At 60.7% G+C, this 17,512-nt stretch carries 18 protein-coding genes and 1 pseudogene; 11 read left to right on the top strand and 8 right to left on the bottom strand.

Translation table 11 applies throughout. The annotated features are described in order from the left end of the window. Window positions 1-414: 414 nt before the first annotated feature. Entirely contained in the window at window positions 415-804 is a 390-nt protein-coding gene (locus tag K2Y56_RS24825; RefSeq protein WP_292514323.1) for a type II toxin-antitoxin system VapC family toxin, read from the bottom strand. Next, the gene (locus K2Y56_RS24820; RefSeq protein ID WP_292514320.1) at window positions 797-1,036 is read right to left on the bottom strand and encodes an AbrB/MazE/SpoVT family DNA-binding domain-containing protein; all 240 of its coding nucleotides are present in this window, start codon (window positions 1,034-1,036) and stop codon (window positions 797-799) included. Before K2Y56_RS24820 ends, K2Y56_RS24825 begins: the two co-directional genes overlap by 8 nt. A gap of 247 nt (window positions 1,037-1,283) precedes the next feature. On the opposite strand from K2Y56_RS24820, the gene K2Y56_RS24815 reads away from it, so the two are divergent. The 4 genes from K2Y56_RS24815 (at window position 1,284) to K2Y56_RS24800 (ending at window position 5,073) form a co-directional block, all read left to right on the top strand. Continuing rightward, a complete protein-coding gene (locus tag K2Y56_RS24815) occupies window positions 1,284-2,345 on the top strand; it encodes a tyrosine-type recombinase/integrase (RefSeq protein ID WP_292514317.1) in 1,062 nt (353 codons plus the stop codon). Window positions 2,346-3,121: 776 nt separating this feature from the next. Beyond that, window positions 3,122-3,739: a hypothetical protein gene (locus K2Y56_RS24810; RefSeq protein ID WP_292514315.1), complete on the top strand. Its 618-nt coding sequence runs from the start codon at window positions 3,122-3,124 to the stop codon at window positions 3,737-3,739. An 88-nt stretch (window positions 3,740-3,827) separates the two neighbouring features. After that, window positions 3,828-4,127, top strand: a complete 300-nt coding sequence (locus tag K2Y56_RS24805) for a hypothetical protein (RefSeq protein WP_292514312.1) — start codon at window positions 3,828-3,830, stop codon at window positions 4,125-4,127. A 421-nt stretch (window positions 4,128-4,548) separates the two neighbouring features. After that, on the top strand, window positions 4,549-5,073 hold the full coding sequence (locus tag K2Y56_RS24800; protein ID WP_292514308.1) for a DNA-binding protein: 525 nt from the start codon (window positions 4,549-4,551) through the stop codon (window positions 5,071-5,073). An 8-nt stretch (window positions 5,074-5,081) separates the two neighbouring features. Here the strand turns inward: K2Y56_RS24800 and K2Y56_RS24795 are convergent, their stop codons facing one another. From K2Y56_RS24795 to K2Y56_RS24785, 3 genes are all read right to left on the bottom strand, one after another. Beyond that, the gene (locus tag K2Y56_RS24795) at window positions 5,082-5,408 is read right to left on the bottom strand and encodes a potassium channel family protein (protein ID WP_292514306.1); all 327 of its coding nucleotides are present in this window, start codon (window positions 5,406-5,408) and stop codon (window positions 5,082-5,084) included. Between the two features lie 495 nt (window positions 5,409-5,903). Beyond that, a complete protein-coding gene (locus tag K2Y56_RS24790; RefSeq protein WP_292514303.1) occupies window positions 5,904-6,818 on the bottom strand; it encodes an ImmA/IrrE family metallo-endopeptidase in 915 nt (304 codons plus the stop codon). Further along, window positions 6,815-7,135 (bottom strand): helix-turn-helix transcriptional regulator, encoded by a 321-nt coding sequence (locus K2Y56_RS24785; protein ID WP_292514301.1) that lies wholly within the window; start codon window positions 7,133-7,135, stop codon window positions 6,815-6,817. The genes K2Y56_RS24790 and K2Y56_RS24785 overlap by 4 nt, the downstream gene beginning before the upstream one ends. A 481-nt stretch (window positions 7,136-7,616) precedes the next feature. Here K2Y56_RS24785 and K2Y56_RS24780 point away from each other — a divergent pair, with 481 nt between their 5' ends. The 3 genes from K2Y56_RS24780 (at window position 7,617) to K2Y56_RS24770 (ending at window position 11,461) form a co-directional block, all read left to right on the top strand. Further along, a complete protein-coding gene (locus tag K2Y56_RS24780; RefSeq protein WP_292514298.1) occupies window positions 7,617-8,771 on the top strand; it encodes a metallohydrolase in 1,155 nt (384 codons plus the stop codon). Continuing rightward, window positions 8,764-11,043 (top strand): ThiF family adenylyltransferase, encoded by a 2,280-nt coding sequence (locus K2Y56_RS24775; RefSeq protein WP_292514295.1) that lies wholly within the window; start codon window positions 8,764-8,766, stop codon window positions 11,041-11,043. The genes K2Y56_RS24780 and K2Y56_RS24775 overlap by 8 nt, the downstream gene beginning before the upstream one ends. Before the next feature lie 115 nt (window positions 11,044-11,158). Beyond that, the gene (locus tag K2Y56_RS24770) at window positions 11,159-11,461 is read left to right on the top strand and encodes an MBL fold metallo-hydrolase (RefSeq protein ID WP_292514292.1); all 303 of its coding nucleotides are present in this window, start codon (window positions 11,159-11,161) and stop codon (window positions 11,459-11,461) included. A gap of 1 nt (window position 11,462) precedes the next feature. On the opposite strand, the gene K2Y56_RS24765 is transcribed toward K2Y56_RS24770, so the two are convergent. Then, the gene (locus K2Y56_RS24765; protein ID WP_292514289.1) at window positions 11,463-12,275 is read right to left on the bottom strand and encodes an IS5 family transposase; all 813 of its coding nucleotides are present in this window, start codon (window positions 12,273-12,275) and stop codon (window positions 11,463-11,465) included. A gap of 150 nt (window positions 12,276-12,425) precedes the next feature. On the opposite strand from K2Y56_RS24765, the gene K2Y56_RS24760 reads away from it, so the two are divergent. The 4 genes and pseudogenes from K2Y56_RS24760 to K2Y56_RS24745 form a co-directional block, all read left to right on the top strand. Beyond that, window positions 12,426-13,145, top strand: a complete 720-nt coding sequence (locus K2Y56_RS24760; protein WP_292514286.1) for a hypothetical protein — start codon at window positions 12,426-12,428, stop codon at window positions 13,143-13,145. Beyond that, window positions 13,145-13,924: a hypothetical protein gene (locus K2Y56_RS24755; protein WP_292514283.1), complete on the top strand. Its 780-nt coding sequence runs from the start codon at window positions 13,145-13,147 to the stop codon at window positions 13,922-13,924. Before K2Y56_RS24760 ends, K2Y56_RS24755 begins: the two co-directional genes overlap by 1 nt. Before the next feature lie 408 nt (window positions 13,925-14,332). Next, window positions 14,333-16,249: a DUF262 domain-containing protein gene (locus tag K2Y56_RS24750; RefSeq protein WP_292514280.1), complete on the top strand. Its 1,917-nt coding sequence runs from the start codon at window positions 14,333-14,335 to the stop codon at window positions 16,247-16,249. Window positions 16,250-16,256: 7 nt separating this feature from the next. Then, window positions 16,257-16,416: pseudogene (locus K2Y56_RS24745) on the top strand (IS630 family transposase); the annotation flags it as partial. Between the two features lie 141 nt (window positions 16,417-16,557). Here the strand turns inward: K2Y56_RS24745 and K2Y56_RS24740 are convergent. Both K2Y56_RS24740 and K2Y56_RS24735 read right to left on the bottom strand, forming a co-directional pair. After that, a complete protein-coding gene (locus K2Y56_RS24740; protein ID WP_292514278.1) occupies window positions 16,558-17,175 on the bottom strand; it encodes a hypothetical protein in 618 nt (205 codons plus the stop codon). A gap of 20 nt (window positions 17,176-17,195) precedes the next feature. After that, a partial coding sequence (locus K2Y56_RS24735) for a transposase (protein WP_292514275.1) occupies window positions 17,196-17,512 on the bottom strand: 317 nt, incomplete at its 5' end.

Raw genomic sequence — 17,512 nt, 5'->3', positions numbered from 1 at the left:
AATGGTGGCCGGCTTCGCCTCGGAACGACGGCCGGCTTCAAATCGGAATCCCCGGCCGGCTTCGTCGGAATACGCACGCCACCACGCGCAGGCCGCCTAACCTCTCACCCCAAATGGACCAGAGCCTCCGCTCCTGAACACCGCTGAATGTCCCGAATCATCTGACGACGGACACCCATCGAACCAAGTCATACCCGAGCAGAGAGCAGAATTTTCTCGATCAAAAATCTTTGCGACAAGCCCGCCGACGGGCCGTACTCGACCCAGCGCCAGATCCGGACCGGAGGACCGCCTGGCCCACGATATCTCTCCTCACGAGCCTGATCCTCGGCATAGGCAGCGAGCAGATACGCCCGCTGCCGCTCGTTCAAGCCAATCGCGATCGCCCCGAGTGCGGCTGCACCCGCCATAACGTCAGCGCACCAGTTCGACCGTGACCCCCACGGCGGCATCGAGCCGTGCCCAGGCTCGGTCAGTCGTCAGAACAGAGGTGCCGAGAGACCTGGCAACGGCCAGGCAGCCACGGTCACCGGCGGAGATCCCCTGTCCCCGCGTAAGGGGCCGAAGCCGCGCACTATCCCGTGCATGAGCCATATCGAAGGGCAATACCGCGAGCTGCAGGTCCTCCATGATGGCGTCGAGCGTATCCTCCGGCATCCCGAGATCGGCGAGTTTGCTCATCACCTCCGCGGCGTTGATCGCGGAGATCCGGGCTCCGGGCAGGAACGCGGCCACACGCTCCGCGCCGGGCTCACCGAATATGAAAGCGAGAACAGCCGAGGCGTCGAGGATCGGATCAGCCACGCTCGTTACCCTCGGCCTCGACATCCTCGCGGACTGCTTCCGCACGACGCTCCGCGATGAACTCATCCACCACGGAGCCTCGGCCTTGGATAAACGGCGCTGCCAAAGCCTGTACGCGTTTGAGGGCTTGATCCGCCGTCGTGATGCGAATGCCATTCGCATCCTGTGTAAGAATCACACGGCCTGACCCGGATAAGCCTAAACCTCGACGCATCTCCGCAGGGAGGTTCATCCTCCCATTCTCAGCGACTTGGACCGTTCGGCGCATTAGGTCTGCCATATCGGAATACCCATACATATTGAAAAGGAGTAAAAGCAATCCTCTCCCCGTAGCACGGTTTCGCATAGGAAGACACTTGTGTCCCGTTCTACCCGCCACATATGGGTATACCCTTTTTGGCCGCATGATTGCCCCCGATAATAACGACTATCGCAGCAAATTTGTGGATCGTTGACGATTGCGCCGCTAGGATCGGCCCATGACGCTTGACGCCGCGCATTTCGCATTTCGACCGACCGACGCCGTACCCGGATTGCCGGTCGTCCGGTCGGACGCGCTGCCGCCGAGCTCCGAGCTGCTGATCGAGCGCCTGGAGCAACACGCCCGGGCCGCCCGCGGTGCCTTCGCCGACAACACCCTCCGGGCGATGGCTTCCGACAGCCGGATTTTTGCGGCGTGGTGCCAGGACCAGGCGCGCGCGGTGTTGCCGGCCACACCCGAGACCATCGCGGCCTTCATCGACGCGCAAGCCGAAACGAAAGCCCGGGCGACCGTCGAGCGCTATCGCTCCTCGATCGCGGCCCTGCACCGTGCAGCCGGTCTGCCGAACCCCTGTACGGACGAGATCGTTCGGCTTGCCGTGAAGCGGATGAACCGGGCCAAGGGCCGGCGCCAGAAGCAGGCCGAGCCGCTCAACCGGGGCAGCATCGAGCGCATGCTGGACGTGAAGACGCCCGAGCGTCTGCATCGACGTGTCACCGAGGCCAAGCGCGAGACCCCGTTGATCGCCTTGCGCAACGCGGCCCTGGTGGCGGTCGCCTACGACACCCTGCTGCGCCGCTCCGAACTCGTCTCTTTATATATAGGGGATCTGCAGAAGGGGGCCGACGGCTCCGGCACCGTGCTGGTGCGGCGCTCGAAGGCCGACCAGGAGGGCGAAGGCGCGATCAAGTATCTGGCCCCCGACACCATAGGTTACCTGGAAGCCTGGCTCACGGCGGCGGCGCTCTCCGAGGGGCCGCTGTTCCGGCCGTTGAGCAAGGGGGGACAGATCGGCGCGACTGCGCTGGGGAGTGGGGAAGTTTCCCGGGTGTTTCGAGACCTCGCGAAGGCCTCCGGGCTGAAGCTCGCCCGCCTCCCCTCCGGGCACTCCACCCGGGTCGGGGCAACGCAGGACATGTTCGCGGCCGGCTTCGAGCTGCTCGAGGTGATGCAGGCCGGCTCGTGGAAGACGCCGGCGATGCCGGCGCGCTACGGCGAACGCCTGCGAGCCCAGCGTGGTGCCGCACGGAAGCTCGCGACGCTGCAGAATAGAGCCTAATGTTAAAAGGTTCGCTCGAACTCAGTCTGAAACCTGTAGCGGTCAAGGCCAGATAGATCTTGCTTCGATTGCAAACGTCTACCTCCGGCATGTTGCCGAAGATTGTGCCTTCTAGCGCTGTCGCTCCTGGTCAACACTGGTGTACGGGCGGTCATTATGGAAACCGTCGATGTTGGTGCAAACCTAGCTATTCGCGAACCCAAGCCGGAGAGGAGGATCCCGTGCCGGTCAGCCAACGTCAGCTCGCGGCCTCGCTTGCACGCATATCGCCGATCGGGAAGCAATCGCCGGCTTTCTACGTGACCCAGCAACACAAGCCAGTATCAATCCCTTCCCGCAGACCTCGGCCGGGGCCCAGCGCACGACCTGGAGCGGACACAGCTTCGAGTTTCGTGTGTCGCGGACGCATTCGCTAGGCTTATCTTGCCTTCTACGAGCGCTCGCTGCCCTACCCGGCGATGAGGCTCTTGTGCAGGAGATTTATTGGTCGGGTCCATACCGAGCCTACCTCTATCATCGTGGCGATGGATGTCAGGTCATCGGGGCCGTGCTTCATGGACGCGGCGCCATGGCCCTGCCTGCCGTCGCGATCCCGGCACCGCGTCGAGTTACGCGGCGACGTCCTCCAACGCATGCGCAGCAGTTGGATCTCTTCGCCTTCTCGGGGCAGGGATAGTCCTTACGGAAGGCGAAACAGTCACCGATCTGCTCCGGCAGCCCGTCGAAGTCCGCATCCTGAAGCCCCGTTGTATAAAAGTTGTAACTCTCGAAAGGCAATGAACATCATGGCAAGCCTTCCACGGGTTGAACTACCTGTTTGTTACAACTTTTTCGCTGAATCGATCGGGCAGGTTCATTGCCAGAGGATCGGTCACGGTCCGTTGCTCAGGCTGGGAGAGGAGGCCGCATCCGGTGGTGCCACTCCAGAGGAGACAGTTCGCGGGTTCCTGAAGCGTGTCGGCCGAAAGCCTGATCCCACTGATCGTCGTGGTGCGATGCTGACCGACGACGATGTCGCGGGGGTGAGCTCATCGGAGCTTGAGGAGTTCGCCGAGCGGACCATCACGGAGAACGAGTACCTCTACCGAGAGCGTGTCGGTCGTGAGGAGGAGGAAACCTCCGGGAGGCCGCGCACTGTGTTTGGGGATACGTACCTGGACCGACAGACAGGGGAGAGCGCCGTAGATTTTCTCGCTCGAGCAGTAGCCCAGCAGCCAGAGCGGCAAGCGGCCAGCGCGGCTCGGACGATGAGCAAGCTCGGCGTTTGGCAGAGCTCCGCCGGCCTACTGAAGAGCATGTTCCCGCTTGCCTCGCGACTCGCAAACGAAGTCGGAGCATCGCGCAGCTGCAGACCTGATGCGGGGGTCGCAGGTTCGCGGAATACCTGTGCCTGAGGGATTTGCTTCGGGTGCTGACCCTTCTGCAGCGCGGTCCCTCATTGACCGTGCGGCCGCCTTGCCGACACCATCCCGACCTTCACATGTGACGCTGGAAAAACTCGAGGAGCAGATTGCCGCCTTTGATGTGAACTTGGGTCCTGATGAGCAGATCGCCCTGATCTCGGTGTCGGCTCCAGCCGGAGTCTCCTTCTACGTGACGGAGCGCAAAGCAATCAGCCGCGAGATGATCAGCCTGAAGGGGTTTGACCAAGATGGCGGTACGGTCGAAGTTGTTCAGCATTACACGCAGTTCAACGTCGCCATCATGGGCGTCCCACGAGTGCCAGTGCGCAACTCGATCGGTTTCACAGCGGGGCGGGGCGAGGTGGGTACTCAGGACTAGGAGCCTTTGCACCAGGAATACTCGAACCTGGGCCACCGGACGGGGACAGGCCAGCTATCGACGACGCTGAGGCAGGGTGTCAGTTGACACCCTAGCGAGAAACCACATATCATCGAGGGCAAGGGATGGCGCGTAAGTCGCACCCGAATAAGGAGATCGAGAGCGCGCTTGCGCACGCGGAGGGGCATGGCTGGCGCGTCAGTGTCGGAGGAGGTCATGCATGGGGTAAGATCTATTGCCCCTACAATGATGAAACATGCCGCTGTGGCGAGTTCTGCATCACGAGCATCTGGAGTACGCCCAAAAGTGCCGACAATCACGCAAGACAGATCAAGCGGGTCGTCAATAACTGTACGGTCCGAAAGCTAGAGCTAGAAGCACAGGCTAAAGTCGAACAGGTTGGGGTGCAGGAGCCAAAGCGATGACCGAGTACAGGTTCACTCTGAAGTATCGTCTCTCGAGCGAAGACCGCGATGCAGAGGCCTTGGTGGAGCGACTCGGTGAGGCTGGTTGCACAGACGCCTTGGTTGGTGTTGGAATTGCTGGGCGGCTCGCGCTAGATTTCACACGAGAAGCGGACAGTGCTCAGGATGCCATCCGCAGCGCACTCGCTGACGTCAAGGAGGCGATCCCAACTGCGAGCCTTATTGAGGTAGCCCCAGATTTCGTTGGGCTGACAGACATTGCTGATCTGATGGGCGTGGCACGCCAGAGCATGCGCAAACAAATGCTTGGGCACAGTGACTTTCCGCTGCCAGTACATGAGGGCCCCGTATCAATCTGGCATCTTGAGGACGTCCTTGGCTGGCTCGATGGCCGCAAAGGTTACAAGCCCGACACGGTCGTGCGGGAAACCGCTACGGTAGCTCGCACTATCAATATGGTGCGGGAAGCTCGGCGGTATGCTTCGAACAAAGTTGAAGAGATCGAATGCTTCGTGGTTTAAGTAAGGGTTCAATCGTCTCCACCAAGATAGACTGCAAGCGAGACGACAAAAAGGATAATCCCAGAAAGCACTTCACCAAGGACGATATAACGACCCAATGTTGAAGTTGGAAATTGGTCGCCGTAGCCAACTGTTGCAATCGTGATGCCGCTGAAATAGATTGCATGCGAGATATCATCAAAATTAATGCTAAACCTTGCCCAATCTAAGCGCAAGGCAAAGTAATAAATAATAGCGTAGTTCAAGACCAGCTCAATGTAACTCAAAAACAAAAGCTGCAAACGGTTCTTTTTAGTCAGACCGCTTCGCTTTGGCTTGGACTCAACCTTGTCCATTGCATCCTTATAAAAGGCATACAAAATCTCGAATATCCTGGCTGCTGCAAAGTAGGCTAGGAATGCGCAGATACACCATACGCTAATATGTACAGCACTAGACCCAAATGCGTCCCCGTTCTTTGCACCTTGAACAAGAAGGTCGGCCAAAGCGCAAACCGCCGCCGAACAACAGAGTAGAGCCAAATTCCATATAATTATTAGATTTTTATGTTTCTCTTGAGCAGTGAATAACTTGAGGACTACGACAAATAGTCGTGTTTGCGACAATAGGAGCGCAAATATGTCTCCCCAGCTTAGCTCGATGGATGACCTGCCAAAGTTGATCGATATTGGTTGTCTACGAAAAGGTAATTTTATATTTATCATGCATAGATACCAAGAGTGGCTATTTAAAAACAGGTTTGTTTGACGACAAGCGCTGCCATTCTAAAGGTAGCCGAGTTGCGAACGCACGATGCGCGTGGCGTTCGAGAGTCACTATGTTGTATCAAATTAGCGGTTTCTGTCTGTGCTATGGAAAAGATCTACTGTATCTTCAGACGTTTCATTTTCCTGGTGATACGGGCCGTTATCCTCAAGGTGGAGTAGAGTGATCTCGCGATCGTAGCGATCAGACCGTATACACATTTCGAGCGCTGGTTCACTGAACCAGCACCCGCCCGGTCTTAGGATGCCGGTCTTCGCTTCGTCTGAATGGTCTCCCGTCACTGCCGTTGCCGCCGAGGGCAATTCGTAGACGTTTGCCCGTGTCGCGATAAAGGTTCCACTTTTGAAGGCCGCTTCACTTGCTTTGGCCCAGTGCGCAAACCCCTCGTTCGAAACGACCACCAAGGCCCGGGTCTGTGTAAACTCGAGCCATCGGAGGATCACAGCGGTCAGGGAAACGCCGTAACGGGTCGCAAGAGTTCCTAGAACTTCGAAGTCCGGACGCGTCCGCGCTGAGAGCGACTTCCGGAGATCGTTGAAGGGCATGAGAAGATTGGCCGCAAACTGATCGGCCTGCCGTTCAATGTCAGGTCCCTCTCCACGGTGAATGTTACCCTCGTCGCAAAAAATGCCGCCGTCGTACTCGCCCCCGTCCTCGATCATCCGGCGGTGGAGAACGTAGTGCCCGAATTCGTGGGCGATCGTGAAGTTGCGGCGCCCTGCAGACTGTCCAGCCGAGCAGACAATGCCCCACTGCCGCGGAGGGGTATCAGAGTAGACGAGGGCGCCGACACAGCCTGGTAGGTCGCGGTCGATGACCTCACGGATCGGCGTCGCTGGTGCCGTCTGAGCGGAGTATTCGATGGCCAAGCGTTCGACATCGACGGGTCCGTTCTCGAACCTGTTCAGCCCGAGCACGGTGTCCAGCATCGTCGTCAGCTTGTTCGCCTCCTTGAGCGGATGCGGCAAAGCACCTTTCATGTCGACCGCTTGCCGCCTAGGGTCTTGGCGATCTCGCGCAGCTGCCGCTTCGTGTCCGCATTCATGCCACTGTACTCTCGAAAGAAAGCTTGATCTTGAGCGTCTCCGAGAGACTGGCTGTCAGACCCAAGGAGATAGTCTACCGTGACCCCGAGCGCGGTCGCGATGGCAAACAGCTTGTCTGCTGACGGTCGTGGCGGGTTCTTGTTCTCGAGTTCCCACACATAACTCTTGGAGGACCCGGTCGCGGCCGCGAGCTGGTCGAGCGTCATCCGCTTGGCGTTTCGGAGTTCCTTTATCCTCGGACCGAAACTCATCGAAGCTGTCGTCCGCGTATGGCCATATCCGCGTGATCCCCCTGTTCGCTGTGGACGTATCGTAGGTCCCTTGACTCCGAAGAACAAGGCGCCCACCTTGTTCGGAGTAGCGATACGCGATGTATCATCACAGTGGTTAGCGCGCCCCTGATTAAGGGATCGCTCAGCTGGCGACGCAGATGCGCCGCAGAGCGCCGCGACTCAACGACGAGGGGCTGGGGATGGCAAAGAACACGGGCAACGGCTTTCGTCGGGGAGCAGTGACCGGAAGGACGCAGTTTCAGCGGCCTGACGGGCATTGGCAGAAGCGCGATGAACGCACGGGTCACCTCATGAGCGTCAAGGACGATGGCACTCCTTTCAAGGGAGTGGCCCGCGAGCCGGACGGACGTGACACGCCGAATGCCTGAGATCAAGCGACAGGCCAATTCAAGAGCAATCCTATCAACTGTCTGATCAAAACAGTCTCAAGGAGACGGCGATGTCCGCCAAGACTACCCATTTCAAGGTTGGCAACGGCGACATGACTCTCATGGTGCTAGAGAGTGGTCGTCGCCTCCTCATCGACTGCAAGATCGGCGTCGCGGCCGACGATCCGAACGATGATGCCCCAGACGTCGGCACCCAGCTTCGCGACCGCCTCACCCGCGATGCCAGCGGACGCCTGTTCGTCGATGCCTTCCTGCTCACACATCCGGACCAGGACCATTGCGCGGGCTTGCGGCGCCATTTCCACCTCGGCCCTCCTGCCTCGTGGGTGAAGGCCGACGACAAGATCGTTATCCGCGAGATGTGGTCGTCGCCAATCGTCTTCCGCCGTGCCGATCGCAAGAACGCCAAGAGCGGGCATACCCTGTGCGAGGATGCGCAGGCATGGCGCGACGAGGCTCGACGCCGGGTCAGATTGTTCCGGGCGCAGCGGTGGCTCACCGATGGCGACCGCATTCAGATCCTGGGCGAGGACGTCGATGGCAAGACGGACGACCTCTTGCCGATCCTCGTCTCGGCCGGATCGGCCTTCTCGACCATCTGCGGCGTAACCGATGCGACGTTCTCCGGGCTGCTTCTGGCGCCGATGCTCGCCGATGACGATGCGGAGGCGGAGGTTCTCTCGAAGAACAACTCCAGTGTGATCGTGCGGTTGACCCTGGCGGCCGGCGGCAATCCTATGGCCGGGCGCTTCCTGTTCGGAGGCGACGCCGAGGTCGCCATCTGGGAGAGGGTCCGCGACAGGTACACGGACCAGGATCTGACCTATGATGTCCTGATGGCGCCGCATCACTGCAGCTGGCACAGCCTCTCCTGGGATAGCTGGTCGGAGAAGCGCGAGAAGGCCGTGGTGTCGGAACGGGCAAGGTCGGCGCTCGCGCAGGCAGCGTCCGGCGCGATCATCATCTCGAGCAGCAACGCCATCCTGGACGACAACTGCGATCCTCCCTGCATCCGCGCGAAGCGGGAGTATGAGGCGATCCTCAAACCCGTCCTCGGCCCCTTCCGGTGTGTCGCGGATGAGCCGGGCGACGATCCGCTGGAGATCAGCGTCAGCTATTTCGGCGTCAAGCCGTTCCGTCTCCTTGCGGGGGTGGCCGGCGGCCTTGCCACGGGTGTCGGCAGTGAGGCCCTGGCCCATGGCTGATGCCTCGATCGCACCCGCCGTTCTCAGGGCGTTGCGGATCTCCGCGGCACACCCGGCCGTGCGCGCCGTGCGCGTCGAGGGATCGCAGGAGGACGGTTCGGTCTGGGCTGAACTGGACATCGCGCAGGAGCTGCCGTCCGCCTGGCGCATCGCCGGTGTCAGTCCGAGCGGCGTCCGGTCCATCGAGAGCGTCACCATTAGCTTCCCGTCTGATTTCCCCCGGGGTTCGCCCCGGGCTTTTCTTCGGGCGGATTTCGACCGCACCCATCCCCACCTCCTCCCGGTGCCTAAATCGCTTGGGCTGCCGCCGCAGCCTTGCGTCGTGCAAGCCTTCCCGTCTGAACTCATCCAGGCCCGCGGCTTCTCGGGCTATCTCGACCAACTCGCGGACTGGCTCGACAAGGCCGCCATGCTGCAGTTGAACAATCCGCAGCAGGGCTGGGAGCCTGTCCGGCGCAATCGCCTCGACGACGAGATCATCCTCGATCCCGACGTGATCCGGGAGCTGGCGGTTCCGTCGGGCGAATGCGTGGTCAATGCCACGGACTACCTCCGGTTCGACCTCGGCGACGGCAAGCGGATGATGCGGGTCGCGCTCAATCCGGCCGTCCGGGTCGATCCTGCCACGGCTCAATGCAGCGAAACGAAGATATCGGAGACGGCCGCCAGGGGCCGGGGCATCGCCCTGGTGGTTTCAGCCCCGGACTCCGACGGATCTCCGACGGTGATCGACACGGCTGTTCCGGAGGACGTCGAGACGGTCGAAGATCTCCTCCATCGGGCTGCGCTGTACCGATGTGCCCAAACGTTGAGAGCCAAGCTCGATCATATCGCGTTCCGGTTGGATCAGGGCAGGTTCCAGGCTTGCCCGTTGCCTGTCATCTTTCTCGTCCGTCGTCCATTCGCTCTCGTCGGCAGCACCTCAAGCATTGAGATCTGCCCCTACCTTCTCGACCTAAAACCGGGCGGCGATCTGCTGAGGGGTATCGGACACGTCCGCCTTTGCGGGGTCCGCGACGACATCTCGGTAAGCCTCCTGCGTCGAGCGTCCGGCGATCCGGTAGAAGCCGGCCGGCCACGTTGGGCGCTTCTCGGGTGCGGCAGTGTCGGATCGAAAATCGCCGTCCATGCAGCGAGGCGCGGCCTTGGGCCGACAGACATGTTGGACCGCGCAACGATGGCGCCGCACAATTACGCTCGTCACGCCTTGCTGCCGGAGCCGGACGTCCGCGGCGGGGCCATGGCGTACAAGGCGCAGGTCCTGGCGCATACCCTCTTGGGTTTCCGACAAGAGCCGCGCATCGAGATTGGGAGCGTTGAAGAACTGTGTGCCTCCCCTGAGGGGCGCGCGGAGCTCAGCGATTGCCGCCTGGTCGTGAACACGACCGGCTCCAGCCTGCTCCGCGAGGTCGTCTCCTTCCGTGAGTGGGAGGCAAGGCCGAGGTTCGCCGACGCTCACCTCCTCGGTGCAGGAAGCGTCGCGTACGCTGCCTTCGAAGGAGTGAGCGGTAACCCCAACCTGAGCGACCTTGCCGCGGAGTCCTACCGCATCCTCGCCAAGGATGAAGCGCTCAGGAGAAGCGTCTTCAGTGCCGAGGCGCAGGCGATCGACATCGGACAGGGCTGCGGCGCCCTTACATTCCCGATGCCCGATGACCGCCTCAGCGCGCTCGCAGCGGGTCTTGCCCAGACGGTATGCAGCACCCTCGGGAGAGATGAGGCGCCTACGCACGGAAACCTGCACGTCGGGCATATTCTGCCTGACGGGCTTTCTCAGTCGTGGACGTCGGCCGAGATTGAACCCCGCATCTTGGTGCGGAGTGGCGCCGTCGAGGTTAGGATCAGCCCGAGGGTGGACTCCCAGATCAGAGCGGCCATCGCCGCACGTCCTGGCGTCGAGACGGGGGGGGTAATCGTCGGCCGCTACTCGCAGGTTGGAGAGGCCTTCCAGATCGTCGACCTGTTGCCCGCTCCGCCCGACAGCGTGTTTTCCGCCGAACGTTTCGTGCTGGGGGTCCAGGGCCTGAGGCAATCCGTTCGTCAGCTTCTCGAGGAGAGTGGTGGGTCGCTCTACGTCCTGGGGACTTGGCACAACCACCTCGTCCCGAGTGGCCCGTCAGCCTTAGATGCTGCGACCGCTGCACGTTTGGCGCTTCGCCAGTTCTTCCCGGTGCTCATGCTGATCGCCCATCCCGACGGCTATTCGTTCCTTTCCGCCGAATACAGCGCTGAAGCCCTTCCCGCCCAGACGTTGGAGCGCCCCCTCGGATGACAATGCGTGAAGTTTTGGAACAGAACGGGTACATCAGCGATTTAGCTGTCAAACGTTGCTGAGGATGGGGGCGCTCCACCCCCTTTTGTGAGGTTAAGCCACAACCGAGGTACGGATGCCCTACGATATTGATTTCCTACCTGTAGGCACCAAAGCCAGTAGTGGAGACGCTATTGCATTGCGCTACGGCGATGATGTCAACGGATACACTGTCCATATTGTTGATGGCGGTTATGCCGATACAGCCCCAGGTCTCATCGAACATATCCGCGATAGCTACAACACTGAACACATTGATAACGTGGTCCTAACACATGCTGACGGCGATCACGCCGCCGGTCTGGTTGAAGTTATAGAGACTCTTTCTGTCGGTGCGCTTTATATGAACCGACCATGGCTCTACGAGTCCGTCCGATAAGTCATGATGCTCGTCCCAACCTTCGCACGAGGATCATGACGGCGGCGGCGTAGAGGAAGGCCTGGGCGGAGGCGAGGGTCGCCTCCGGGTCCTTCCAGAGGCGGCGGTTGCGGCTGATCCAGCCGAAGAAGCGCTCCACCACCCATCGGCGCGGATGCACCGCGAAGCCGACCTGATCCTTGGGTTTGCGCACGATGTCGACGGTGATGCTCGTGGCGGTCGCGGGCCTATTGCCGGCATAGCCCGCATCGGCAAAGGCCTTGGTGATGAAGGGGAAAGTCCGCCGCGACAGGCGCAGCACTGGTCCGGCCCCATCCCGATCTTGTACGTCCGCAGCCTGCGGATCGAGAACGAGCGCCCGCCCGTCCGTATCGACCAGGGCCTGACGTTTGCGGCCCTTGATCTTTTTTCCCGCATCGTAGCCGCGCGGACCACCGCTCTCGGTGGTCTTGACGCTCTGGCTGTCGAGCACGGCCGCCGTCGGCGAAGCCTCTCGACCGACCCGCTCACGGTCGGCCATGACAAGGTGATGGTTGATCCGACCGAACAAGCCCGCATCCCGCCAGCGGCTGAAATAGCCAAACGTCGTGCTGCGCGGTGGCAGGTCCTTCGGGATCATCCGCCACGCGATGCCGCCGCGCAGCACGTAGAAGATTGCGTTCCAGATCTCGCGCATCGTCCAGACAGGCGGACGACCGCACGGGGCCGGCTTCGGCAGCAGCGGCGCGATCACGGCCCACTCGCCATCCGTTAGGTCGGTTTCGTAGCGCAGGCCGGCGCGGTTATGCTGCCGGCGAGTGGTCGGGGTCCACATGGCACTTCCAGATCAGGCTTCAGCACCCTCCTGGAATCACTGCCATCCCGGCCACTCAACCCCCATCAAGCGTTATCGGACAGGCTCTACGTTAACGAAATAATTCACCATTTTCACGGCAATTGGTCGCCTGACGGCCTGTATAACCACTTGCGCGAAAAATATCCAACGCTCGTCGAGCTGGAGACAATCTCTGCCGAACGCGATATTCCGATCTACGAGGCCTTCCAAGGCACGATGATCGGCCAATTTCATGTGTTGGCGCCCTCCAGGCAGCGTTATTTGGACCTCCTTCCGGATTTTAGCAAAACGCCAGAGCGCAAAACGACGGCTGATACTGCCGGTATCGTCGGCTACATCATTGAAGACGCTAAGACTGCCGTCCGCTGGGTTACGGAAAGCTGGACCGGAGAAACCCTATCGGAGAACCCGGAGCCGACTACAGCCTCGAATGAAAGCAGTCTGGTGCAGATGGTGGTGATTGACAACCGGCAGCTTGTACTTACCGGTGATGTGGGGCCGGACGGGCTTCACGAGGCCGCCACCTATGCCGAGGCTCTGGTGGGATCTCTGTCACCGACGTTCATGCAGGTGCCGCATCACGGCAGCCGCCGCAACGTCACGCCATCGGCCCTCAACCGCTGGCTCGGGCCGATCCAGGCTCAGAGCAGCGCCACCATCGGCACAGCCTTCTGCTCGGCGGCTCGCTTGGATGAGGATCACCCGCGCCAAAAGGTTATTAACGCCTTCATCCGGCGCGGCTATGGCGTGCATAGAACTAAGGGCCGCCACATCTACCACCATTACGGGACACAGCGTGGGGGTGATCCGTTGACGCCTGAGCCGTTTTCCAATCGGGTCGAAGAGTGATGGATCTCTTCAAACAGTTCGACACCTACAGCCTCAAGGCTCGGGTTTTCCCGGCCTTGATCGCTGGCTTGCCCACGTTGGCACTCCTGTTTGCCATCGTTCCGTGGGATCATTTTGGCATTTCCCACGCTATCGCGGCAGCAATGGGCGCAGTTCTGCTGTTCGCCTTCGCCGATATGGCCCGGCATCGTGGCCGGGTCGTCCAGATGCAACTCGGGACCGGGGCGACACCCGAGCAATGGCATCGAGGCAACCCGGACGTACCTGAGATCTCCAAGGATACCTTCCGTGATCACGTGGCCCGTCAGCTCAAGCGGTCGGCCCCGACGAGTGAAGATGAACAAGCCGACCCAGCCCGTGCCAACGACTTCTACCTGAGCGCCAATGCATGGTTGCGTGACCGCACGCGCGACACCCGCGCATTCTCGCTCCTGTTCAGCGAGAACGTCACCTACGGGTTCCGGCGCAACCTGCTCGGACTCAAGCTGGCCGGTTTGGTACTTAATTTCCTAGTTCTAATGTTCTGTTCTGGCATTTTGTGGTTCCGACCGACCTACTTCGCTGCACTGCCCAATCTCGAAGAGAAACTGACATTCATCATTGCTGCAGTCCTGCTCCATTCAGCCTACCTAGTGTTCGCAGTCGGCAAGGCGGCGGTCCGTGACGCATCACGGGCGTACGGGCGGCAGTTGATCCTCAGCACGGAAGCCTTGATGAAAAAAACGTCCGGGGCACCGAAAGGCACCAAAGCATCAAGTAGATCCGATGGTTTGCGCTAGAGTAAAGCCTGACGCGGATCGGTGAGTGAACGTCGGTTATTATGACTCCTAGTCTAAGAATAAGATTGACAGATAGCCACTTAATTCCAATGTTCATCCCTACGTCCATTTAGGAATACCCTTACGGACGCACGTGTTTCGAATGGGTCGCCTCTGCTATTAGAGATATACCAGCTTTCGGCCCAACTTGGCCGCCAGGTCCGCCGTGTCCGCTTTTCGAAAGCAGCCACTACCCAACCCTCTGGCTAATACGTTTAGAAGCGACAACCGTTTGGTGGTTCGGCCATCGGCGACAGCCAGTCCCCGAGGGGCGCGCACGTCGGCCCATGCGACGCCGGCCTCCAGCTTTTTTGCTTGAGTATGAGGTGCCGCTGGAGAAAACTCGCCTCAACTGAGGGCGGAGACGACATGCCAGGATCGACGTTTCAAACCAATCCGGTGGACCTACCGAAGGTCCTCGACGACTGCCACCGGGGCGTCATTCAGCTTCCGGATTTTCAGCGTAGCTGGGTGTGGGACGAAGATCGTATCAAGAGCGTGATCGCCTCGATCTCCCGGGCGTTTCCAATCGGCGCCTTGATGTCGCTTGACACGGGCGGGCCGGTGAACTTCAAGCCGCGCCCTGTCGAGGGCGCTCCAACGGAAGCGCGTGACGTCGTTCCGCAATCGCTCCTGCTCGACGGCCAGCAGCGCATGACGTCGCTCTATCAGGTAACGCTGCGCGGCAAGGTGGTGGAGACCGTCACCCCCAAGAAGAAGCGGGTCAAACGCTGGTTCTACATCGACATCCGCAAGGCGCTCGACGCTGACACGGACCGCGAGGAAGCCATCATCGGCATGCCCGAGAACCGTATCGAGCACGGCGATTTTGGTCGCGCCGGTGAGCTGGATCTCTCCTCGGTAGAGCAGGAATACGCCCATCTGATGTACCCGGTATGCCAGGTGTTCGACTGGGACAGTTGGCAGGACGGCTTCGATGAGTATTGGGCCGGTGACGAGCACAAGGCCGTCAGAGCCGCCTTCCGCACCTTCAAGAAGGAAGTTCTTGAGAACTTCAAACACTACCGCGTGCCGGTGATCGCCCTCGATCGCTCAACCTCGAAGGAGGCGGTCTGCGTCGTCTTCGAGAAGGTGAACACTGGCGGCAAGGCACTCGATGCCTTCGAGCTGGTGACAGCCATGTACGCGGCCTCCGGCCATGAGTTGCGCAAGGACTGGTACGGCGACGAGAAGACAAAGGGGCGACACCGCCGCCTAGTGGATACACTGCGTTTGGCGGACACCGAAAAAGGCATCCTGGCCGGGGTATCGAACACCGATTTCCTACAGGCAGTATCGCTCTTCTACACGCGCGACAGACGTCGAGCGGCGGTCGAGGCCGGCAAAGAGGGCAAGGAGCTGCCCGCGGTCTCCGGCAATCGGCAGGCCCTGCTCGATCTGCCTCTGGAGGCTTACATCCGCTACCAGACGCAGGTGGAAGCCGGCTTCGTCCAGGCGGCCAAGTTCCTGCACATGCTTCACATCTACCGCATCTTCGATCTGCCCTATCAGTCGCAGATCGTGCCGCTGGCGACGATCCTCGCCGATATCGGCGAAGCCTGGGAGCACGAGGCTAACCGGGCAAAGTTGTTCCAATGGTACTGGAACGGTGTCTTCGGCGAGCTGTACGGCTCGACTGTCGAGTCCCGGATCGCCCGCGACTTCGTTGAAGTGCCGGATTGGCTGAGGGGTGGCAAGGCGCCATCGACGGTCAGCGAGACGATCTTCCGCGCCGACCGCCTAAAAACCATGCGGATGCGCCTCTCAGCCGCCTACAAGGGCGTGAACGCGCTGTTGATGCGGAAAGGCGCCAAGGATTTTCGCTCAGGCCAGAAATTCGATCACACCGTGTTCTTCGGCGAGAATGTCGACATTCACCACATCTTTCCGCAGTCTTGGTGCAAGAGCAACGGCATCAGTCCAGCTGTCTACGACTCGATCATCAACAAGACGCCGCTGTCGGACCGCACTAACCGGATTATCGGCGGTGCGGCGCCATCTGAGTATCTGGCCAAACTTGAGAAGGGCAGCAGCACAGCCCCATCGATCGAGGGCGCAACGCTCGACGACCATCTGCGATCCCACCTGATCGATCCGGCGCAGCTCAGGAGCAACAATTTCGAGGCCTTCATGGAGAGCCGACAGAAGGCGCTCCTCGAGATCATCGAGCAGGCGATGGGCAAGACCGCTTACACCGGCAATACCTCCGAGGAGGGGCTGGACGTCGAGAGCGACGCCGAGACCGCCGAGGCCGGGCTCACGATGCCCCTGCAGTCAGCCGCGTGAGATGTACAGCCTGCCGGCGATCGATGCGCATGCGGATCTGATCCTCTCACTCGCCGAGGCCTGGACGCTTCCTGCGCGAGTTGCGCGACGCCCTGGACGAGCATGGCGTGCAGACCAGCACGAGCGGGCTGTCACGCTTCTTCGCTCGCCACTGGATCACCCGCAAAACGTATGGCCCGCCCCGTCTGCAGGTGGCTCTGGATGTCTTGGTCTAAGCAGTCTGCACAAACGTATCAGGCCTTCGGGCGAGCCCTTGGCCGAGATGGAGAGCCACGCCGCATCCCGCGACGATGTGCGCTGCTTGCAGATCAAGGGGCATCAGGCCGTGCGCGATCATCGATCGGCGCAAGCCCAACAAAGGGCTCCCCCCGGGCTCGGCGAATGCGGAGGCAATCGTCACATAGCCGGAGCGTATCGACGCCACCGGCGGGCCGGTAGCCGTCCGCAAGTCGGTAATCCGTAGCCGGATCGTCGCCGCAGACAGAGCAGATGTCTGTGCGCCCGGTCATCTGAATGACCCGACGCGTCATCATCGCCTGGGCCGGCTCCCAAACCTCGAGCGCAGCGAACCACGCGGCACTGTGTGGAAGCAGCACGGTCGGTTGCTTAACGTGAAGGTGGCCGTGGGCTTCCAGCCACTCCGCAGCCACCGTGACGCGTTGGCGATGCAGAGTCGCTAAATGCTCGTACAGATCAGCCATGTGCGCAAAGAAATTCAGATTATGCCGGCGTGCCAATAACGAATAGGTGCCGCGATTAATGATGTAGCGATTGGGGCTGCCATCCTCATTCGCCAACACGCTCCAGCAGTATTCCGCTATCTCTTCGGTCGCCGCCGCATCCATGAGAGCAAGATCGTACTGCCAAGGGTTCTTCGCTTTCTCGATCTGCCAGACAGAGAGGTAGCCGGAGTGATCGGCCCCCACGAGGTGGTCCAAGGGTAAAGTTAGTGCACGGTTGGCCGCTCCGCCACGGGTAGCTTGGCCGGCGGAGCTGGTCGGGCGAGCGCAGCCGGCCAAGCGGAGAAGGCTGGCATGAACACCTCCGGTGCCGGCGGCAGGTATCCCAGAGAGGCATGCGGGCGCACAGTGTTGTAGTGACGTCGCCAGCTTTCGATGACGACCTGCGCTTCCCTGAGTGTGTAGAAGATCTCGCCGTTGAGGAGTTCGTCGCGCAGACGCGCGTTGAAGCTTTCGACGTAGCCATTTTCCCATGGTGAGCCTGGCGTGATGTAGGCCGTCTTTGCTCCGACGCCGGTAATCC

Origin of the sequence: Methylobacterium sp. (assembly GCF_019745455.1) — a bacterium.
In the GTDB taxonomy this organism is placed as follows: domain Bacteria; phylum Pseudomonadota; class Alphaproteobacteria; order Rhizobiales; family Beijerinckiaceae; genus Methylobacterium.
The sequence above is the reverse complement of the archived record's forward strand: the minus strand, read 5'-3'. Positions and strand labels throughout refer to the sequence as shown.